Source organism: Bacillus sp. KNSH39 (assembly GCF_052656585.1).
Genome location: NZ_JBQXYO010000001.1, coordinates 2,305,702 through 2,325,612 on the forward strand (window position 1 = coordinate 2,305,702; position 19,911 = coordinate 2,325,612).

Sequence of the window (19,911 nt, forward strand, 5' to 3'; positions counted from 1 at the left end):
GATTCCAGACATACTCTATTGAAAGCTTATTCAGCCTCGTCCAAAAAAATGCTATAATTAACATTTAGTTAGAAAGGAGTGTTCATTTATGGCATTCGATGGATTATTTACAAGAGCGATTACACATGAAATTGAAAATTCTCTTTACACAGGAAGAATTTCCAAAATATATCAACCTTCAAAATACGAGATTTTATTACATATTCGAGCGAATGGAAAGAACCAAAAACTAATTCTTTCATCTCATCCTACATATGCGCGTATGCACTTAACGAATCAAAACTACGATTCGCCAGCAATACCGCCGATGTTCTGTATGCTTCTTCGCAAACATTTAGAAGGTGGATTTATTGAAAAAATTGAACAAATCGACTTAGAACGCATTATTCAAATTACAGTTCGCAGTCGTAATGAAATCGGAGACGAATCATTAAAAACATTAGTAATTGAAATAATGGGACGACATAGTAACATTATCTTATTAGATACGAAAACAAACGTGATTTTAGATAGCTTAAAACACGTTTCATTAGCCGTAAACCGTCACCGAACTGTATATGCTGGTGCTGAGTACGTCGCGCCACCAGCCCAACATAAAATCAATCCTCTGCAAATTGAAACCGCAGATGATTTTATTAGACCGCTAGACTTTCTATCTGGAAATATGGATAAACAACTCGTTGGTGCTTTCATGGGAATATCCCCATTATTTGCAAAAGAAGTAGTAAAGAAAGCCGGTATGGTAAACGAGAAAGCATTATCAGAAGCATTTTTCTCTATACAAACACCATTACTATCTCATGCATATACACCTACAATGATTACTGCAAATGGAAAAGAATTCTTTTATCTTTTCCCTCTTACACACTTGCAAGGAGAAGAAAAAACATTCTCATCAGTGAGCGAATTGTTAGATCGTTTCTTCTTTGGCAAAGCAGAACGTGATCGTGTAAAACAACAAGCTCATGATTTAGAACGCTTTATGCAAAACGAAAAAAATAAAAACGAGAAAAAACTCATTAAACTCGAAAAAACACTGCAAGATGCTGGAAAAGCAGATAAATATCAACTATTTGGAGAGCTACTTACAGCCAATATGTACGCTTTAAAAAAGGGCGATAAAGATATTGAGGTCGTTAATTATTACGATGAGGATGGTGGAACTGTAAAAATCACATTAGATCCTTTAAAAACACCATCTGAAAATGCACAACGCTATTTCCAAAAGTATCAAAAAGCAAAAAATTCGGTTGCTGTTGTAGAAGAACAAATCGAAAAAACAAATGAAGAAATTCTTTATTTTGATAGCTTACTTCAACAAATGGAAGCTGCTTCTTCAAAAGATATTGAAGAAATTCGTGAGGAATTAGCTGAAGAAGGTTATGTGCGCAATCGCAAAACGAAAAACGCAAAGAAAAAGCCTACTAAACCAGTATTAGATAAATATGTAGCAAGTGATGGCACAGAGATTTTCGTTGGTAAAAACAATAAACAAAATGATTATTTAACAACGAAGTTTGCCCGCCGTGATGAAATTTGGTTACATACGAAAGACATACCTGGCTCTCACGTTGTCATTCGTTCTTTAGAGCCTGCTGAAGAAACTTTACTAGAAGCTGCCAAAATTGCTGCCTATTACAGTAAAGCGAAAGAGTCTAGCTCTGTACCTGTTGATTTCACCAAAATACGCCATGTCAAAAAACCGAGTGGTGCAAAACTTGGTTTTGTTACGTACGACAATCAGCAAACCGTATATGTAACACCAGATGCTGATATTGTAATGAAATTAAAAGCATAAATAAAAAAATGCGTTGCTTGTATGCAGCGCATTTTTTATATGTTTTCAATTTCGTTGCTATATCCATTCAATATTGTCAAAAAAATTGACAGTATCATTTCACATTTGTATAAAATTTTTTACAGCATATAAATAAAGTACAAGTGTAACTCCAATCAATATTTTTTCATGCCTTGCTATTTCTTGAAGCGATCTGGATTTTATGAACAAACCTTCTCCCACAAATTGCGGGCTATTTTTTTATCTCCCCTAAAATATATGTTTTCCCTACTATCCTTTCTTCAAATATACATTTTGGCACACTATTTGCTTTATTCAATACTGTGAATAGGGGGAATTAACATGACTTTAAAAATTAATAAAATCCAAAATCAACTACAAAACTATGAAATTGACGGATTACTGATTACAAAAAAAGAAAATTGCCAATATGCAACAGGCTTTACAGGTAGTGCCGGCGTCGTCTTAATCTCTGCGGATAAAGCTGTTTTTATAACTGATTTTCGCTATGTAGATCAAGCGAAATCACAAATAAAAGATGCTGAAATTATTATGCATAAAGGAAATTTAGAAAAAGAAATTGCAAATCAAGTATCAAAATTAAACATTCAAAAACTCGGAATTGAAGAAAACAACATGACATTGCAACAATATAAAAACTTACAAAAATACGTACATGTGGAAATGGTTCAAGTGTGCGAAATCATCGAAAATATTCGTATTATTAAAGACACGTCTGAAATAGAAACAATGAAAATTGCTGCTAATATTGCTGACGAAGCATTTCACCACATCATTACGTTTCTAAAGCCTGGAATAAGTGAAAATAATGTACGAGATGAGTTAGAATTTTTCATGCGAAAAAAAGGGGCTACATCCTCATCATTTCAAATTATTGTAGCTTCAGGCGTTCGTTCTTCACTTCCTCATGGAGTTGCATCAAATAAAATAATCGAACGAGGCGACGTTGTTACATTAGATTTCGGTGCACTTTACGACGGGTATTGTTCCGATATTACACGTACTGTAGCAATCGGGGAACCATCAGAAGAATTCAAAAAGATATACAATGTTGTACGAGAAGCATTAAAACGTGGGACTGAAGCAATTAAGCCTGGAGAAACTGCAAAAAGTATCGATGATATAACGAGAGATTACATTACAGAACATGGATACGGTCAATATTTTGGACACTCTACTGGTCATGGTCTTGGATTAGAGATACATGAACCTCTTCGCCTATCCCAAGAAAGTAAGGCTACTTTAGAAGAAGGTATGGTTGTTACAGTTGAACCTGGTATTTACATTCCGAACTGGGGCGGTTGTAGAATTGAAGACGATATCGTCATTACAAAAGACGGATATGAAGTTATTACAAAATCAAATCGAGAACTCATTGTTATTCCTTGTTAAAATTATGACCTTTTTTAAAAGGAGTTTTTCTCTGCACATAGAATTCTTTCTCTGGAGTAATTGTTTTAAAAGGGGGAATTTCAATTGAACTTTGTAATCGACAAGATAGATGGTTTACAGCCTGAATTTTCCAAACTTGTTTCCATGATGAATTACGCTCGCTATACAACAATACAAGCGGTGGAAGGCTTAACAATTGGAGAACTTGATTATTTATATGATGAGGAAGCAAATTCAATTGGCATGCTTTTGTATCATATGGCCGCTATTGAATTTTACTACCAGATTCATACTTTTGAAGACCGTGAACCAACGGAGGCTGAATTAGAACGCTGGTTACCTGGAATTGAATTAGGCGATCTTGGGCGTGAGAAAATAAAAGGAAACGCTATAGAATTTTACATCAATACATTACAAGAAGTACGTTCCAAAACGATTGCAATATTTCAATCATTACCTGATGAATGGTTATTTAAAACGACAGACTTTTGGTATGACAAACCAGCAAATAACTATTTTAAGTGGTTTCACGTTTTTGAAGATGAAATCAATCATCGTGGACAAATTCGTTTAATTAAAAAGATGCAAAAAACTCATGCAGTAAAATGAGGAAATGCCACCGAATAAGGTGGCATTTTCTTTTATTCATTAACGAATAGCTTTTCGTTTACTATTTTAGTGACTACCACTACCAACATTAAAATGCATATTAAATATAGCATTTTCGCAATAAACAACCACCCTTGAAACATTACAATTCCATCTATTATCTCATTTCCTTTCCATAACAAAAACGGAATTGTGCTGATTATAATGACAAATTCGATGCTGAAAACCATTTTCTTTTTTCGACTATATGCTTTCCATTCATTCCAGCGATACATAGGAGCAAAAATCAATACTCCTATACATAATATAACTGGTACCCATTCACTGTTAAGAAATTGTCCTGAAATAATTGATAATAGTAAACAAACTAGCACACCATAATATCCTATTTTTTCTCTCATTCGTACTCCCCCATTCTACTTCTCCTTTAATATGTAACTTGCTATACTTATAACAATTCTTAGAAAAATAACAACTATAATTACAAGATAAAGACCGTTTGCAGAAGACATCCATTCTTGAAAAATAGACATTTTCTCCATTTGTTTCTGACCCTCTATTAAAATAACCCCTGCGAACAATGAGCAAACAACGATGATACCTATCATAATTCCGATACTTTTTACTGTATTGTTTCATACCATCCCAGTTATATAAAAGTATAAATACAAACCCGAAAACAGGTATAATACTTATCCATTCATTGTTTGTAAATAGCTTTAAAATGATTAATAGACTACAAGATATGATAAATCCCAAAAATCCAATTTTTTTGTGCATAAGCCCTCCTTGAATTCCATTTTTAGGATTAATTGTATTGTAACATCCATTTTTTATCCTTACCATTGCAGTACATGAAATTTTACCTTTTTTTCTGTTTCTTATACTCACATACTTTCCCTACTTTCATACAATAAACTACACGATTGCCTAAGGATGTGAATGTTATGGGAGTTGAATTAACGCTATTACACGCTCTCTATGTTATTTGTTTACTCACTATTATTACCTTTTTTATTCTCCGGAAAGATACTACAATTATTTGTATCGTTTTTATCTTTTTATTAGCATTAACTGCTACAAGTTCTATCCCTCTTGCCGTTAGCGGCATTTTTCAAAGTTTTATTTACGCCATTACTGAGCTATTACCAACTATATTAATCATTTCTATTATTGTATCCATGAGCAATTTACTCGTTCATACCGGTATAAATGATACAATGATTTCACCATTTACAAAGATGATCCGTACCCCTACCCTCGCCTACTGGATTATTGGCCTTTTGATGATGACAATTTCTTTCTTCTTTTGGCCTTCTCCCGCTGTCGCCTTAATGGGAGCTATTTTATTACCGGTTGCTGTACGCGTCGGTCTCCCCCCAATTGGAGTAGCAATTGCTATGAACTTATTCGGTCATGGGATTGCTTTATCCGGCGACTTCGTTATACAAGGCGCACCAAAATTAACCGCAGACGCTGCTGGTCTCCCTGTTTCCAGCGTCGTATCTGCAAGTGTTCCACTCGTTATCGTTATGGGCGTTGTGACAACTTCCGTCGCTTTTTTCTTCTTACGAAAAGAGTTTCATACAGGCTTAGCTATACAAGAATCTATTCTATCAACTGAGTCTTCTAAAACGCTCACTTCATTATCTCCTCGCACAAAGAAATGGCTCGCTATTTGTATCCCTATCGTATATATCATTGATATCCTTTGCATGATTCAATTTAAACTACAAGGAAGCGACGCAACTGCACTTATCGGCGGAACAACTGTTATTATGATTATCATCATTTCTCTCATCGCCTACAAAGGTAATGGACTGAATAAAACAACCGATTATTTCATAGAAGGGCTCCAATTTGGCTTTAAAATTTTCGGACCAGTTATTCCTATCGCTGCACTCTTTTATTTAGGAGATAGTGGCTTTGTGAAAATTATCGGAGACTATTTACCGAAAGGTTCACACGGAATCATTAACGACTTAGGCATCGCTTTATCTCAAACTGTTCCTTTAAATCAATATGTATCGGCAGGGACATTAACCATCGTGGGTGTCATTACCGGCTTAGATGGATCAGGTTTTTCAGGTATATCACTTGCTGGTTCCATTGCCAATCTTTTTGGAACAGCACTTGGCCATGGAACAGCTACATTAACAGCACTCGGGCAAATTGCAGCTATATGGACCGGGGGCGGGACGTTAATTCCTTGGGCACTTATTCCTGCTGCTGCGATTTGTAAAGTCGATCCATTTGAACTTGCACGCCGAAACTTTTTACCGGTTGTTATCGGTTTAATTGTCACCACGATCGTTGCGATGTTTATCCTATAACGTAAGCAAGTGTTCTCTTGCTTACGTTTTTTGCTTGTAAAATTCATCATGAATTATCAGTTTTCAAGAGGGATTCGTTATTACTCAGCGAAATTATATTAGGAGAGTAATTATTTCAAAACGTTTACGAGAAACAGATTACTGCAATTAGAAAAGGGGACATACCTATGAATGAATTGATTTTCGTCTTATTAATTTGTCCATTATTTATCTTTATCGTATCTGTTATTGGAACACGCAAAACGAAAACGTATTACGTAATGCCGATTGTAACGTTTGCTAGTTTTTTAATAATAGGTGTTATCGCCTTTACTCCAAAATTTTTCTTTTGGGTCGGCATGTATAGCATTTTCTCATTTATTGTTTCTTATCTGACTCTATTGTTTGTAAAAGGATATAAGCTTGCAGAAAGCACTAAGTAGTTAAGGAGATTGTAATATGATTTTCTTTGATATTGATGGAACTTTACTTGAATTTTTAACAATAATATAAAAAAACGACCGCGTTCCCCCGCAGTCGTTTTTTTCGTGTTACGCTGTGATCCAAGCTTCGTTTGCTGGATTTTTACGCCACTCTTGTAATTTTTTCGTTTCAGCTTGTCCAATCATACCTTTTTCTGCTGCAACTTCAGTTAATGCACTGTAATCACTTAAAGAATATGATGCTACGTTAGCTGCTTCTAGTTTTTCTTTTCCTGCTTCTAACTCATATGTGAAGATTGATACGATTCCTAATACTTCACATCCAGCTTCGCGAAGTGCTTCTACACATGTAATTGCACTACCGCCAGTTGAAATTAAGTCTTCTACTACTACGACTTTTTGACCTTTTTCAGCTTTTCCTTCGATTTGGTTCCCTTTACCGTGACCTTTTGCTTTACTACGTACGTAGCACATTGGTAAATCCATACGATCGCTTACCCATGCAGCGTGCGCAATACCAGCAGTTGCTGTTCCTGCAATAATTTCTACAGTTGGGAAGTGCTCTTTAATTAACTCTTCTAATCCAGCTGCAATCGCTTGACGTACTTTTGGATAAGATAAAGTTAAACGGTTATCACAATAAATTGGTGATTTCATACCTGAAGACCAAGTGAATGGATCATTCGGTTGTAAAAATACTGCTCCAATTTCTAATAAATGCGATGCGATTTCTTTTTTCATACTGTTACACCTTCCCACTGTTGTTTTACTGTTTTATACGCTTCAAGCGGATTTTCTGCTTTTGTAATACTACGTCCAACTACGATGTAGCTTGAGCCAAGTTCCCTCGCACGTTTCGGTGTTGCTACGCGCACTTGGTCATTTACATCATCGCTTGCAAGACGAATCCCCGGTGTTACTGTTACAAATTCATTTCCGCATACTTCACGTAATTTTGGAACTTCAAGTGTTGAACAAACAACGCCATCAAGTCCACTTTCTTTCGTTAATTTTGCATAATGAGCAACCGCTTCTTCTAACGTTTTCTCAATGCCGATCTCTTTTTTCATCATAGCTTCCGAAGTGCTTGTTAGTTGTGTAACTGCAATACAAATCGGTCTCTCTTTTCCTTCTTGCTTACCTTCCTCTAATCCCTCAATCGCAGCTTTCATCATGCTGCTTCCCCCAGCAGCATGAACATTTACCATATCAACATCTAGACTAGCTAGGCTACGCATAGCGCTTTTTACTGTATTCGGAATATCATGAAGTTTTAAATCTAAGAAGATCTTATGTCCCTTTTCTTTTAAGTACGTAATAATCGCAGGGCCTTCTTTGTAAAATAACTCCATACCTACTTTGACAAATAACTCTTCCCCTTCAAAGTGGTGTAAGAATTGTTCTACTTCTTGTTTCCCTGGAAAATCTAGTGCAACGATTAACGACTGTGACATGTTTGCTTCCAGCTCCTTCCTTGACATTCCGAAATGTGATCAAATCCTAATTCATCTAATAATGCTGGTAACTCTTCAATAATTGTCGGACATACGAACGGATCGATAAAGTTCGCTGTACCTACTGCAACTGCGCTTGCGCCAGCATAGAAGAATTCAATTACATCTTCAGCTGTTTCAATACCACCCATTCCGATAATTGGAATGTTAACCGCTTGGCTTACTTCATGTACCATGCGAATTGCTACTGGCTTAATCGCAGGACCTGATAATCCGCCTGTACGGTTTGCTAAAATTGGTTTAGCTGTTTTTAAATCTAGACGCATACCAAGCAATGTATTAATCATCGTTAAACCATCTGCACCTGCATTTTCAATCGCTTTTGCAATTTCTACTATGTTTGCCACGTTCGGTGACAATTTCACGTATACAGGTACTTCAGAAACCTCTTTTACTCGCTTCGTTAAATCAGCAGCAATTTCAGGATTTGTACCAAAGGCGATACCACCTGTTTTTACATTCGGACAAGAAATGTTTAATTCTAGTGCATGGACATTAGGCGCTTTAGAAATTTCCTTCGCAACCGCTACGTAATCCTCAGCTTGTGAGCCTGCAACGTTTGCAATAATTGGAAGGTCAAATTGTTCTAACCATGGTAATTCCGAATTCATTACTTTGTCTAATCCCGGGTTTTGAAGTCCGATTGCATTTAGCATGCCCCCTGGTGTTTCAGCAACACGAGGCGTTGGATTTCCATAACGTGGTTGTTCTGTCGTCGCTTTAATCATGATTGATCCTAGTACACTTAAATCGTAAAACTGTGCATATTCACGACCAAACCCAAAGCATCCAGATGCCGGTATAATTGGATTTTTTAATGATAATCCTGGTAATTCAACTTGCAATCTGTTCATAGTACAACCTCCCCGATTGGAAATACTGGTCCGTCGCTACACACCTTCTTGTAAGAATGTCCACTTGGATCTTCTTGTAAGTGGCATACACATGCGAAACAAGCTCCAATACCACAGCCCATACGTTCTTCTAATGAAATATAGGCTTTTTTCTCTTTGTAACGTCCTTCTAATGCACGAAGCATCGCTAGCGGACCACATGAATAAAGAATATCAAAGTCAATTCCGTAATTATCAATTACATCTGTGACAAATCCTTTTGTACCGTGTGTACCGTCTACTGTCGCAACGTACGTATCACCAAGTTCTGCAAATTTTTCTTCATAGAAAACTACATCTTTCGTTTGAAAGCCTAAGATGTGAATAACACGTACACCTTTTGCAACGAGACGCTGTGATAATTCATAAAGTGGTGGTACACCAATTCCCCCACCTACTAGTAAAGCTGTTTGACCAGCTTCTGCTTCTTCTACAGGAAAACCGTGTCCTAATGGTCCTAGTACATCTACCATTTCACCTTGTTTTCTAGTTGCTAATGTTTTTGTCCCTTGTCCTTCGGCACGATATAGCATTGTAAATTCGTTCTTCTCTTGATCTACATTACAAATACTAATTGGGCGGCGCAGAAGGGGCGCAATGCCCTCTGCTACCTTAATGTGTACAAACTGCCCTGGTTCGTTCATTTGCTGTACTAACGTTCCTTGAAGCACTAATTCGTAAATATTTTTTGCGATTTCTTTTTGGTTAACGACGATCATATTTTGCTTTTGCATCATGCATGTACCACCTCGTGACGCTTTGTTTGCGTAATTTCTTTCATTGAATGAGCTGAGAATGTCATAGATTCTAATACTCGTAAGATTGCTCTTGTTGTATCAAGTGATGTTAAGCAAGCCACACCATTTTCTACTGATTCACGGCGAATGCGGAAACCATCACGCGCTGGTTGTTTACCTTTTGTTAATGTGTTAATTACAAACTGTGCTTTTCCTTGACGGATAATATCTAGTAAGTTGTAGTCTTCAGAATCAATTTTGTTTACAACTTGTACTGGGATATTTTGCTCTTCTAATGATTGTGCTGTTCCAGCTGTTGCTAATAAGTTATAGCCGATTTCGTGGAAACGTTTTGCAATTTCCATCGCCTCTTCTTTATCTTTATCCGCTACAGTAATGATTACTGAGCCGTGCGTTGGGATGTTAATTCCAGAAGCAACTAATCCTTTATATAATGCTTTTTCAAGCGTTAAGTCTTTACCCATTACTTCCCCTGTTGATTTCATTTCAGGTCCTAATGTTGTATCAACTGAGCGTAGTTTCGCGAATGAGAATACCGGAGCTTTTACATATACTTCTTTCTCTTCTGGGTGATAGCCAGTTCCGTATCCTTGCTCTACTAGGTCTTGCCCTAAAATAACTTTCGTTGCAACATTCGCCATCGGTACGCCTGTAATTTTACTTAAGAACGGTACTGTACGGCTTGCACGTGGATTTACTTCAATTACGTACACTTGATCTTTGAATACTACAAACTGGATATTTAGTAATCCAACAATGTTTAATCCTTTTCCAAGTGCAATTGTATGTTCAATGATTTGTTCTTTTAGTTTTTCAGATAAACTTTGTGGTGGATATACTCCAATTGAGTCACCAGAGTGAACTCCAGCGCGTTCAATATGTTCCATAATACCTGGAATGAATACATTCTCACCATCGGAAATTGCATCTACTTCAATTTCTTTACCAACCATGTAACGGTCGATTAATACTGGGTGATCTGCATGAACTTTAACTGCATTTTTCATGTAGTGCAGTAGTTCTTCTTGACGATATACGATTTCCATCGCACGTCCACCTAGTACGTAAGATGGTCTTACTAATACTGGGTAACCAATTTCTTCTGCGATTGCTACCGCTTGTTCTACAGTCGTTGCTGTTTTACCAACTGGTTGCGGGATGCCAAGTTTTGTTAAAGCAGCTTCGAATTTATCACGATCTTCTGCACGGTCTAAGTCTTCAAGTGATGTTCCTAAAATTTTCACACCGTGTTCTTCTAGTTTCGCTGCTAAGTTAATTGCCGTTTGTCCACCGAACTGAACGATAACACCTTCTGGTTTTTCTAAATCGATAATATGCATTACATCTTCAATCGTTAATGGTTCAAAGTATAATTTGTCAGAAATACTGAAGTCTGTTGAAACTGTTTCTGGGTTGTTGTTAATGATAATTGCTTCATATCCAGCTTCTTTAATTGCCCATACTGAGTGAACTGTTGCGTAATCAAACTCAACACCTTGACCAATACGGATCGGACCAGATCCTAGAACTACTACACTCTTACGATCTGTTACAATCGATTCATTTTCGTCCGCATATGTGCTGTAGTAATATGGCGTTGCAGATTCAAACTCTGCCGCACAAGTATCTACCATTTTGAATACTGGCATCATATTATTTTCTTTACGCATATCGTAAATTTCGCGCTCCGTTTTGTTCCAAGCTGCTGCAATGTAGTGATCGCTGAAGCCCATTTCTTTTGCAGTTTGTAGTACTTCCATATTTCCTACATTCGCTTTTACTTCACGTTCCATATTTACGATGTTTTCAACTTTTTGTAAGAAGAAGAAGTCCATTTCACACCATTCATTGATTTCTTCTTTCGTTACACCTTGGCGAATTGCTTCTGCTACAATAAACAGTCGTTCATCATCCGCTTTAATGATACGTTTTTTCATCGTTTCTTTATCAAGTTCTTTTAAGTGGTCTAATTCTAAGTGATAAATGCCAAGCTCTAAAGAACGAACTGCTTTTAGTAATGATTCTTCTAAGTTACGTCCGATTGACATAACTTCACCAGTTGCTTTCATTTGTGTTCCAAGCGTTCTGTTCGCTGATTCAAACTTATCAAACGGCCAACGTGGAATTTTTGAAACAACATAGTCTAACGCTGGCTCGAAGCAAGCGTAAGTTTTTTGTGTTACTGGGTTTACGATTTCATCTAACGTTAAGCCGACTGCAATTTTTGCTGCTAATTTCGCAATTGGATATCCAGTTGCTTTAGATGCTAGTGCAGATGAACGACTTACACGTGGATTTACTTCGATTACATAGTATTGGAAGCTATATGGATCTAGTGCAAGCTGAACGTTACATCCACCTTCAATTCCTAGTGCACGAATAATTCGTAATGACGTGTTACGTAACATTTGGTATTCACGGTCGCTTAGCGTTTGGCTCGGTGCTACAACGATTGAATCACCTGTATGAACACCAACTGGATCGATATTTTCCATGTTACACACTACAATCGCGTTATCATTTGAATCACGCATTACTTCGTATTCAATTTCTTTACAGCCAGCAATACTTTTCTCTAATAAACATTGTGTTACTGGGCTATGTTTTAAACCACTTGTTACGATTTCAATTAGCTCTTCTTCGTTATGACAAATTCCGCCGCCCGTTCCTCCTAATGTGAACGCTGGTCGAACGATTACTGGGTAACCAATTTCGTTTACAAATCCATATGCTTCATCAAGGTTATGAATAATTTCACTTGGTGGTGTTGGTTCATTTAAATCTTGCATTAATGTACGGAATAAATCACGATCTTCCGCTTGCTCGATTGCTGATAATTTTGTTCCTAAAATTTCAACTCCGCACTCGTCAAGTACGCCTGATTTTGCAAGTTCAACAGCCATGTTTAAACCTGTTTGACCACCTAATGTTGGTAGGATTGCATCAGGACGTTCTTTACGAATAATACGGCTTACGAATTCTAATGTTAATGGCTCGATGTATACTTTATCTGCTGTTGCAGTATCCGTCATAATTGTTGCTGGGTTAGAGTTAACAAGGATTACTTTGTAACCTTCCTCTTTAAGAGATTGACAAGCTTGTGTACCAGAGTAGTCAAACTCCGCTGCTTGCCCAATTACAATTGGTCCTGATCCGATTACTAAAATTGTGTTAATGTCTAGGCGTTTTGGCATAACTCTTCCCCTTCTTTCTTGAAGTTTTCAATCATTGTTAAGAAATCTTCGAATAAATCATTTGCATCTTCTGGTCCCGCTGAAGCTTCTGGATGGTATTGTACTGTAAATGCCGGGAACTTCTTATGACGAAGACCTTCTACCGTTCCATCGTTTAAAGCAACATGTGTAATTTCAAGATCTGTATTTTCAACTGATTCTTCTTCTACTGCGTATCCGTGGTTTTGAGATGTAATTGCTACTTTTCCAGTTGCAAGATTTTTTACTGGATGGTTTAAACCACGGTGACCAAATTTCAACTTACTTGTATTTGCACCTGATGCTAGAGCGAACAATTGATGTCCTAGGCAAATTCCGAATAAAGGAACTTTACCGATAATGTCTTTTAACATTTCAATTGCTTCTGGTACATCTTTCGGATCTCCAGGTCCATTACTTAACATAATTCCATCTGGGCTAAGGCGTAAAATTTCTTCCGCTGTTGTGTTGTAAGGAACTACAATTACATCACAGTCACGCTTATTTAATTCTCGTAAAATACCATGTTTCATACCGAAGTCTACTAGTACAACTCGGTGACCACGACCTGGGCTTGGGTATGGATCTTTCGTTGATACGCGTTTTACATGATCTGTAAATACTGTCGCTTTTAATTGGCTTACAATGTACTCTACATCTGCATCCATGTTACAAAGGCGTCCACGTAATGTACCGTATTGACGAATTTTTCTCGTTAATTTTCTCGTATCAATCCCTGCTAATCCTGGGATATTTCTTTCTTTCAAGTAATCATTTAACGAAATTTCATTACGAAAGTTTGATGGGTGATCACAAATTTCGTTTACGATTAAACCATTTACAGATGGGTGAATGGATTCAAAATCGTCACGGTTAATGCCGTAGTTTCCGATTAATGGGTACGTGAATGTTACGATTTGACCGCAATATGATGGATCAGATAATGTTTCTTGATATCCAGTCATTCCTGTTGTAAATACAACCTCACCTGACTTTTCGATTTCGCCTCCGAAACCTGTTCCAATTAATACTGTTCCATCTTCTAAGATAAGTTGTCTTTTCATACTAATGCACTCTCCTTTTGCCATGCGATCTTACCACCAACGATTGTCATTACCGGCCATCCTTGGCATTTCCAACCTGCGAATGGTGTATTTTTTCCTTTTGATAAGAATGTTGTTGGGTCAATCTCTTCTTCTTGTTCTAAATCAATGATTGTAATATCAGCTGCTCTACCTTCTTTTAGGCGACCTGCTTCTAAGCCGAATGTATCAGCTGGCTTTTCTGTTAAGAATTGAATTAACTGTTCTAGCGTAATAACTCCCTTTTTCACAAGGTTTGTGTATAGAAGCGGGAATGCTGTTTCAAAACCAGTAATTCCAAACGGTGCTCTTTCAATTCCTTGTGCTTTCTCTTCCGCTGTATGCGGTGCATGGTCAGTTGCGATCATATCGATCGTTCCATCTAATAAACCTTCAATTAATGCTGCATGGTCTTCTTTTCCACGAAGCGGTGGGTTCATTTTAAAGTTAGGATCAGCTGATGGGATATCATCTTCACATAACACTAGGTGATGCGGTGTTACTTCTGCTGTTACTTTAATTCCAGCGCGTTTCGCATCACGGATTACACGTACAGAACCTTTCGTACTTACATGACATACGTGATAGTGGCAATCTGCTGCTTCAGCAAGCAGTATATCCCTTGCAATATGTACAGATTCACATACTGATGGGATACCGTTTAATCCGTGTTTCTCAGAAAACTTCCCTTCATGTACACAACCTTTATTAATAAGCGTATTCTCTTCACAGTGCGCAACTACTGCCATATCTAATTTTGCTGCACGTTTCATAGCCGCTAACATCATGCTCGCATCTTGTACGCCTACGCCGTCATCTGTGAAAGCAAATGCTCCAAGTTCTTTTAATGTTTCGAAATCTGTCATTTCAGAACCAGCTTGACGTACTGTAATTGCTCCGTATGGTAGTACGTTAACATGAGCTTTTTCTTCAATACGTTTTTGCAAGTCTTCCATATGTTCTCTGCAATCTGGTACCGGGCGTGTATTTGGCATTGCGCAAATTGTAGTGAATCCACCTTTTGCCGCTGCTAGTGTACCTGTTTCAATTGTTTCTTTATGTTCACCACCTGGTTCACGAAGATGTACGTGTACATCTACTAATCCAGGTGCGATTAACTTTCCGTTCACATCGATTACTTCAGCATTATCTGCCGTAATATTTTCTGCTACCTTAGCGATTTTACCGTCTTGTACGAGAAGATCCGTTGCTACGATTTTTCCTTCTTCATTCATATAACGACCATTTTTAAACAAATAATTCATGTTTCATTCCTCCTAATACATTTGGTAAGGCGCGTTTTAGTACAGCCATTCTTACGTAAACTCCATTTTCCATTTGTTTAAATATACGTGAACGCTCACACTCAACAAGTTCACTTGCAATTTCAACATCACGGTTTACAGGAGCTGGATGCATAATAATGCTTCCTTCTTTCATACGCTTTTCTCTTTCTACTGTTAATCCGTGTTTCTCATGATATTCTTTCATAATGTCTGTTTCATAATGATCATGACGCTCATGTTGTACACGGAGTAACATCATTACATCAACTTCTGGAACAAGTTCATCTAATGGTTTGTATGTTCCAAATGTGTTGTCTTCATCTTTCCACTCTTCTGGACTTGCAAAGTAAATTGTTGCACCAAGCTTCGTTAATGCTTCTGCATTAGAACGTGCTACTCGGCTATGACGAACATCTCCTACTATTGCAATCTTCAAACCTTCAAATCTTCCAAACTCTTGTTTAATTGTAAGAAGGTCCAGTAGGCACTGTGTTGGGTGGTTTCCGCATCCATCTCCAGCATTTAAGATTGGAATATTCACCTGATCTTTTAATTCATCGAAGTAGCGATCTTGCTCGTGGCGGATGACCACTGCTTTTGTTCCGATTGATTCTAGTGTTCTTATCGTATCGTATAGAGTTTCTCCTTTTTGTACGCTAGATGCATCAGCTGAAAAGTTTAAAACATCAAGTCCTAATCTCTTCTCAGCAACTTCAAAGCTAAATCTCGTTCTCGTACTATTCTCAAAGAACAAGTTCGCAACAAAAGTTTGCTCTGTCGTTTTGCTCTTTTTTCCATTCGCAAAATCTTCTGCATCTTTTAGGATTTCTGAAATTTCTACTTCCGATAATTCACTCATCGTTAACAAATGGCTCATCGTCATCCCTCATCTTTCTGATTTTTATGTTACCACTTTTGAATTTTTATAACAACCTTTGCATAAAAATACCCTAATCGTGTGAGACTAGGGTGCAAGAAAGAAGCCACCCTTTCCGGTCTCACAGGACTGAATTAAAAGGTTATTATTATGAAGCAATCTGCTTAGATTGTTTTATTTGTTTCGTTTCCGGTAGTAGTAGATTTAACAGTACACCTACAATTGCTGCTAGTGCCATTCCTTCTACTTGGAATGATTCTCCTACGTGAAGTACCGCTCCACCAATACCGATTACTAATATTACTGATGCAATCATTAAGTTTCGTTTGTCACTTAAATCTGTTTTATCATCTACCATCATGCGTAATCCGCTTGATGCGATTACACCGAATAGTAAGATTGATACACCACCCATAACTGGTGTTGGGATCGAATGAATCAGTGCAGAAATCTTACCGATAAATCCGAACATGATTGCGAATACTGCTGAACCGATGAATAAGTATACACTGTATGCTCTCGTAATTGCTAGCACACCGATGTTTTCACCATACGTTGTATTCGGTGGCCCACCGATTAGTGACGCGATTAATGTTGCTACTCCGTCACCGAAGATTGAACGGTGTAAACCTGGTTTTTCAATTAAATCTCTTTTAATAACATTTCCAAGAACAATTTGATGTCCGATATGTTCTGATATTGTTACTAGTGCAACTGGTACCATCAAGAGTACAATCTTCCATGAAAACTCTGGTGTGTATGTTACAAATGGTACTGTGAAATCTGGTACAACAAACCATTTTGCCTCAGCTACCGGCTTTAAGTCTACTAGCCCTTGGAAGTAAGCGAAGATATATCCGCCGATAATGCCAAGTAACACTGGTATGATACTGAAAAATCCTCTTCCAAATATCGAGCATATAATTGTAATTGCTAATGTTACTAACGCTACTGAAAAGTGTGTAAAGCTATATTTGCCATCCGCACCGTTCATCGCCATGTTAACTGCTGTATGTGCTAAAGCTAGACCGATTACCATTACTACTGGACCAACTACGATTGGTGGTAGTAATTTCATAATCCACTCTGATCCTGATTTCTTAATTCCGAGTGAGATTAAGATGTACACAAGTCCTGCTAGCAAACCACCAAGCATTGCCGCTCCCGGTCCACCTGCCGTTTTCGCTGTTATAATCGGTGCGATAAAGGCGAATGATGATCCTAGATAAGCAGGTACTTGACCTTTCGTTATAAGAAGGAATGCTAACGTTCCTAATCCACTTGATATTAATGCTACTGATGGATTCAATCCTGTTAAAAACGGAACAAGCACTGTTGATCCAAACATCGCGAACAAATGTTGTATACTTAAAAATAACCATTTTCCCGGTTTCGGTACTTCATTAACGTCTAACACTGGCTTTTGTTCCATTGTTACATCCTCCTTCAGTTTAAATCTTTGCAATAAAAAAACTCTTTGTGCCTGTGCACAAAGAGTCCTACACTTTCGTATGCCAAATTTGACATATGAAAGCCAAGACCCTTTGGCAGCCTCACAGGACTACATTTAAAAGGGCTTTACTTATCGTATATGCTTACTCGATCTTGTTGATCTGTCTCTTGCAAATCAACTTCGATACGCTCTTCACTTGATGTTGGAATATTCTTCCCTACATAATCAGCGCGAATTGGTAATTCGCGATGACCTCTATCAACAAGAACCGCCAATTGGATTTGAGATGGTCTACCTAAATCCATAAGAGCATCCATTGCTGCTCGAACTGTTCTTCCTGTATATAATACGTCATCCACAAGGATAACTTTTTTCTTCGTAATATCTACAGGGATATCAGAACCTTTTACAAGTGGTTCTTTATTTTTCGATTGTAGTGTTAAATCATCACGATATAACGTAATGTCTAACTCTCCAACTTCCATTTCTTTTCCTTCAATTTGACCAATTCGTTCTGCCAAACGTTGTGCAATAAAAATTCCACGAGTTTTAATTCCGACAAGAACACAATTATCGACACCTTTATTTCGTTCCACGATTTCATGACTAATTCGTGTTAAAGCGCGGCGAATCATTTGGTCATCTAAAACGACAGCTTTCTCTTGCATGCTCTACACCTCCAAGCTTTTTTCTTGCGTGAGAGTAATGGTATAAAAAAAGTCCTCTCAGCGTGTGCGAGAGGACTTTTGAAAAAAGGGTACAACATACCCTAAGTATTTCAAACCGTTACCTTCTCAACCTCACGGGGCTGTGTTAAAGGATCATTATTTAACTGTTGTCAGTATCTCAGTTTTCTTATGATTTGTCAATACTATTTTCGTAAAATATTTAATGCGTCTTCAAACACTTCTGGAATCGGTGCCTCAAACTGAATATATTCACCCGTACGAGGATGATCAAAGCCTAAAATACCCGCATGAAGTGCTTGTCCATTCATATCTAACGTTTTCTTCGGACCATACTTCGGATCTCCTGCAAGTGGATAGCCAATATATTTCATATGAACACGAATTTGGTGCGTACGTCCCGTTTCTAAGCGACATTCTACAAGTGTAAAGTCTTTAAAGCGTTCTAACACTTGGAAGTGCGTAACAGCGTTCTTACCATTTTCATCAACTGTCATACTTTGACGCTCTTTCTTATCACGAGCAATCGGAGCATCAATCGTTCCCTTATCATGCGGAATCACACCGTGTACAATCGCTTTGTAACGTCTCGTTACTGTTTTTGCTACAAGCTGATTCACAAGCGATTCATGTGCCATATCATTTTTAGCAACCATTAATAGTCCAGATGTATCTTTATCAATACGATGCACGATACCTGGACGCATTACACCGTTAATGCCTGATAAGTCTGTACAATGATGCATAAGGCCATTTACAAGTGTACCACTTGTATGCCCTGGTGCTGGATGTACAACCATACCACGTGGCTTATTTACAACAAGCACATCTGCATCTTCATAATAAATTTCTAAATTTAAATCCTCTGGTTGAATATCTAACTCTTCTGGTTCAGGAATTGTTACTGTAATTTCATCTTCTTCTTTTACTTTATAATTCCCTTTTACCGCTTTCCCGTTTACTGTCACAACGTTATCTTTAATCCATTGCTGCACTTGCGTACGTGACCATTCGTTATTTATCCCTGCAACGAATTTATCAATTCGCTCGTTTTTTTGCTCTGCTGCAACTGTTACTTGTACTACTTCACTCATTCAATTACTCCTTCGCTTTCTTGCCTTCTAATAATGTTTGAATAATAATTAATACAACACCAATACATAATGCTGAATCAGCTATATTGAATACTGGATAGTTGTACGAGAAAATATACACGTGAATGAAATCCACTACTTCTTGTCTAAATACACGATCAATAAAGTTACCAATTGCCCCGCCCAAAATTAGGCCTAACGAAATACCTAGAAGCCTGTCTGTTTTCGCATACTTTTTCATATAAAATACAATAAACACTACAAAAACAACTGTAATAATGTAGAAGAACCACATTTTATTTTCTAAAATACCCCAAGCAGCGCCTCTATTTCGATGTGATGTTATGTATAATACATTGTCGATAATCGGAATACTCGTACCCAATTCCATGTTCTTTACAATTAACCACTTCGATATTTGATCGATAGCAATGACGAATAACGCTATTACATAATATATCATTTTCATTTCCCCCACAAA

The 19,911-nt window shown here is 37.5% G+C and carries 18 protein-coding genes and 1 pseudogene; 5 read left to right on the forward strand and 14 right to left on the reverse strand.

Annotated elements, in window-relative coordinates; translation table 11 throughout:
• Positions 1 to 88 precede the first annotated feature (88 nt).
• From ACUL40_RS11560 to ACUL40_RS11570, 3 genes are all read left to right on the forward strand, one after another.
• On the forward strand, positions 89 to 1,798 hold the full coding sequence (locus tag ACUL40_RS11560) for an Rqc2 family fibronectin-binding protein (RefSeq protein WP_000863284.1): 1,710 nt from the start codon (positions 89 to 91) through the stop codon (positions 1,796 to 1,798).
• A gap of 342 nt (positions 1,799 to 2,140) precedes the next feature.
• Positions 2,141 to 3,211, forward strand: a complete 1,071-nt coding sequence (locus tag ACUL40_RS11565) for a M24 family metallopeptidase (RefSeq protein WP_417052297.1) — start codon at positions 2,141 to 2,143, stop codon at positions 3,209 to 3,211.
• An 84-nt stretch (positions 3,212 to 3,295) separates the two neighbouring features.
• Positions 3,296 to 3,820 (forward strand): DinB family protein, encoded by a 525-nt coding sequence (locus ACUL40_RS11570; protein ID WP_001012035.1) that lies wholly within the window; start codon positions 3,296 to 3,298, stop codon positions 3,818 to 3,820.
• A 32-nt stretch (positions 3,821 to 3,852) separates the two neighbouring features.
• On the opposite strand, the gene ACUL40_RS11575 is transcribed toward ACUL40_RS11570, so the two are convergent.
• A complete protein-coding gene (locus ACUL40_RS11575; RefSeq protein WP_001208250.1) occupies positions 3,853 to 4,221 on the reverse strand; it encodes a YoqO family protein in 369 nt (122 codons plus the stop codon).
• Positions 4,222 to 4,236: 15 nt separating this feature from the next.
• Positions 4,237 to 4,600, reverse strand: a pseudogene (locus ACUL40_RS11580) (YoqO family protein).
• A gap of 167 nt (positions 4,601 to 4,767) precedes the next feature.
• Here ACUL40_RS11580 and ACUL40_RS11585 point away from each other — a divergent pair.
• Both ACUL40_RS11585 and ACUL40_RS11590 read left to right on the forward strand, forming a co-directional pair.
• A complete protein-coding gene (locus ACUL40_RS11585; RefSeq protein WP_000537905.1) occupies positions 4,768 to 6,153 on the forward strand; it encodes a membrane protein in 1,386 nt (461 codons plus the stop codon).
• A gap of 167 nt (positions 6,154 to 6,320) precedes the next feature.
• Complete coding sequence (locus tag ACUL40_RS11590) at positions 6,321 to 6,575, forward strand: YbeF family protein (protein WP_001003914.1); 255 nt, start codon at positions 6,321 to 6,323, stop codon at positions 6,573 to 6,575.
• Between the two features lie 108 nt (positions 6,576 to 6,683).
• Here ACUL40_RS11590 and pyrE read toward each other — a convergent pair whose 3' ends face one another.
• The 12 genes from pyrE to lspA form a co-directional block, all read right to left on the reverse strand.
• Positions 6,684 to 7,316 carry an orotate phosphoribosyltransferase gene (pyrE, locus tag ACUL40_RS11595; protein ID WP_000711440.1) on the reverse strand — a complete coding sequence of 211 codons (633 nt, stop codon included), beginning with the start codon at positions 7,314 to 7,316 and terminating at the stop codon, positions 6,684 to 6,686.
• Positions 7,313 to 8,029 (reverse strand): orotidine-5'-phosphate decarboxylase, encoded by a 717-nt coding sequence (gene pyrF / locus ACUL40_RS11600; RefSeq protein ID WP_000083510.1) that lies wholly within the window; start codon positions 8,027 to 8,029, stop codon positions 7,313 to 7,315. The genes pyrE and pyrF overlap by 4 nt, the downstream gene beginning before the upstream one ends.
• Positions 8,014 to 8,943, reverse strand: a complete 930-nt coding sequence (gene pyrD, locus ACUL40_RS11605; protein WP_001081049.1) for a dihydroorotate oxidase B catalytic subunit — start codon at positions 8,941 to 8,943, stop codon at positions 8,014 to 8,016. The genes pyrF and pyrD overlap by 16 nt, the downstream gene beginning before the upstream one ends.
• Positions 8,940 to 9,719, reverse strand: coding sequence for a dihydroorotate oxidase B electron transfer subunit (gene pyrK / locus ACUL40_RS11610; protein WP_000983359.1), 780 nt, complete (start codon positions 9,717 to 9,719; stop codon positions 8,940 to 8,942). Before pyrK ends, pyrD begins: the two co-directional genes overlap by 4 nt.
• Positions 9,716 to 12,934 carry a carbamoyl-phosphate synthase large subunit gene (gene carB / locus ACUL40_RS11615; protein WP_001126101.1) on the reverse strand — a complete coding sequence of 1,073 codons (3,219 nt, stop codon included), beginning with the start codon at positions 12,932 to 12,934 and terminating at the stop codon, positions 9,716 to 9,718. Before carB ends, pyrK begins: the two co-directional genes overlap by 4 nt.
• Entirely contained in the window at positions 12,919 to 14,016 is a 1,098-nt protein-coding gene (locus ACUL40_RS11620) for a carbamoyl phosphate synthase small subunit (protein WP_000828680.1), read from the reverse strand. Before ACUL40_RS11620 ends, carB begins: the two co-directional genes overlap by 16 nt.
• Positions 14,013 to 15,299, reverse strand: coding sequence for a dihydroorotase (pyrC, locus tag ACUL40_RS11625; protein WP_001108367.1), 1,287 nt, complete (start codon positions 15,297 to 15,299; stop codon positions 14,013 to 14,015). Before pyrC ends, ACUL40_RS11620 begins: the two co-directional genes overlap by 4 nt.
• Complete coding sequence (pyrB, locus tag ACUL40_RS11630; RefSeq protein WP_326038145.1) at positions 15,283 to 16,197, reverse strand: aspartate carbamoyltransferase; 915 nt, start codon at positions 16,195 to 16,197, stop codon at positions 15,283 to 15,285. Before pyrB ends, pyrC begins: the two co-directional genes overlap by 17 nt.
• Positions 16,198 to 16,345: 148 nt before the next feature.
• Entirely contained in the window at positions 16,346 to 17,629 is a 1,284-nt protein-coding gene (uraA, locus tag ACUL40_RS11635) for a uracil permease (protein WP_000435928.1), read from the reverse strand.
• A 146-nt stretch (positions 17,630 to 17,775) separates the two neighbouring features.
• A complete protein-coding gene (gene pyrR, locus ACUL40_RS11640) occupies positions 17,776 to 18,318 on the reverse strand; it encodes a bifunctional pyrimidine operon transcriptional regulator/uracil phosphoribosyltransferase (protein WP_001156491.1) in 543 nt (180 codons plus the stop codon).
• Between the two features lie 203 nt (positions 18,319 to 18,521).
• Positions 18,522 to 19,430, reverse strand: coding sequence for an RluA family pseudouridine synthase (locus tag ACUL40_RS11645; RefSeq protein ID WP_000005831.1), 909 nt, complete (start codon positions 19,428 to 19,430; stop codon positions 18,522 to 18,524).
• Between the two features lie 4 nt (positions 19,431 to 19,434).
• Entirely contained in the window at positions 19,435 to 19,893 is a 459-nt protein-coding gene (gene lspA / locus ACUL40_RS11650; protein WP_000642185.1) for a lipoprotein signal peptidase LspA, read from the reverse strand.
• Positions 19,894 to 19,911 lie beyond the last annotated feature (18 nt).

Bases quoted from the DNA above. Each gene is read 5' to 3' on its own strand.
- carB (WP_001126101.1), bottom strand. From the start codon at position 12,934: ATGCCAAAACGCCTAGACATTAACACAATTTTAGTAATCGGATCAGGA.
- ACUL40_RS11575 (WP_001208250.1), bottom strand. From the start codon at position 4,221: ATGAGAGAAAAAATAGGATATTATGGTGTGCTAGTTTGTTTACTATTA.
- uraA (WP_000435928.1), bottom strand. From the start codon at position 17,629: ATGGAACAAAAGCCAGTGTTAGACGTTAATGAAGTACCGAAACCGGGA.
- pyrC (WP_001108367.1), bottom strand. From the start codon at position 15,299: ATGAATTATTTGTTTAAAAATGGTCGTTATATGAATGAAGAAGGAAAA.
- pyrE (WP_000711440.1), bottom strand. From the start codon at position 7,316: ATGAAAAAAGAAATCGCATCGCATTTATTAGAAATTGGAGCAGTATTT.
- ACUL40_RS11645 (WP_000005831.1), bottom strand. From the start codon at position 19,430: ATGAGTGAAGTAGTACAAGTAACAGTTGCAGCAGAGCAAAAAAACGAG.
- pyrK (WP_000983359.1), bottom strand. From the start codon at position 9,719: ATGATGCAAAAGCAAAATATGATCGTCGTTAACCAAAAAGAAATCGCA.
- pyrD (WP_001081049.1), bottom strand. From the start codon at position 8,943: ATGAACAGATTGCAAGTTGAATTACCAGGATTATCATTAAAAAATCCA.
- ACUL40_RS11565 (WP_417052297.1), top strand. From the start codon at position 2,141: ATGACTTTAAAAATTAATAAAATCCAAAATCAACTACAAAACTATGAA.
- lspA (WP_000642185.1), bottom strand. From the start codon at position 19,893: ATGATATATTATGTAATAGCGTTATTCGTCATTGCTATCGATCAAATA.
- ACUL40_RS11585 (WP_000537905.1), top strand. From the start codon at position 4,768: ATGGGAGTTGAATTAACGCTATTACACGCTCTCTATGTTATTTGTTTA.
- pyrB (WP_326038145.1), bottom strand. From the start codon at position 16,197: ATGAGCCATTTGTTAACGATGAGTGAATTATCGGAAGTAGAAATTTCA.
- ACUL40_RS11560 (WP_000863284.1), top strand. From the start codon at position 89: ATGGCATTCGATGGATTATTTACAAGAGCGATTACACATGAAATTGAA.
- ACUL40_RS11620 (WP_000828680.1), bottom strand. From the start codon at position 14,016: ATGAAAAGACAACTTATCTTAGAAGATGGAACAGTATTAATTGGAACA.
- ACUL40_RS11590 (WP_001003914.1), top strand. From the start codon at position 6,321: ATGAATGAATTGATTTTCGTCTTATTAATTTGTCCATTATTTATCTTT.
- pyrR (WP_001156491.1), bottom strand. From the start codon at position 18,318: ATGCAAGAGAAAGCTGTCGTTTTAGATGACCAAATGATTCGCCGCGCT.
- pyrF (WP_000083510.1), bottom strand. From the start codon at position 8,029: ATGTCACAGTCGTTAATCGTTGCACTAGATTTTCCAGGGAAACAAGAA.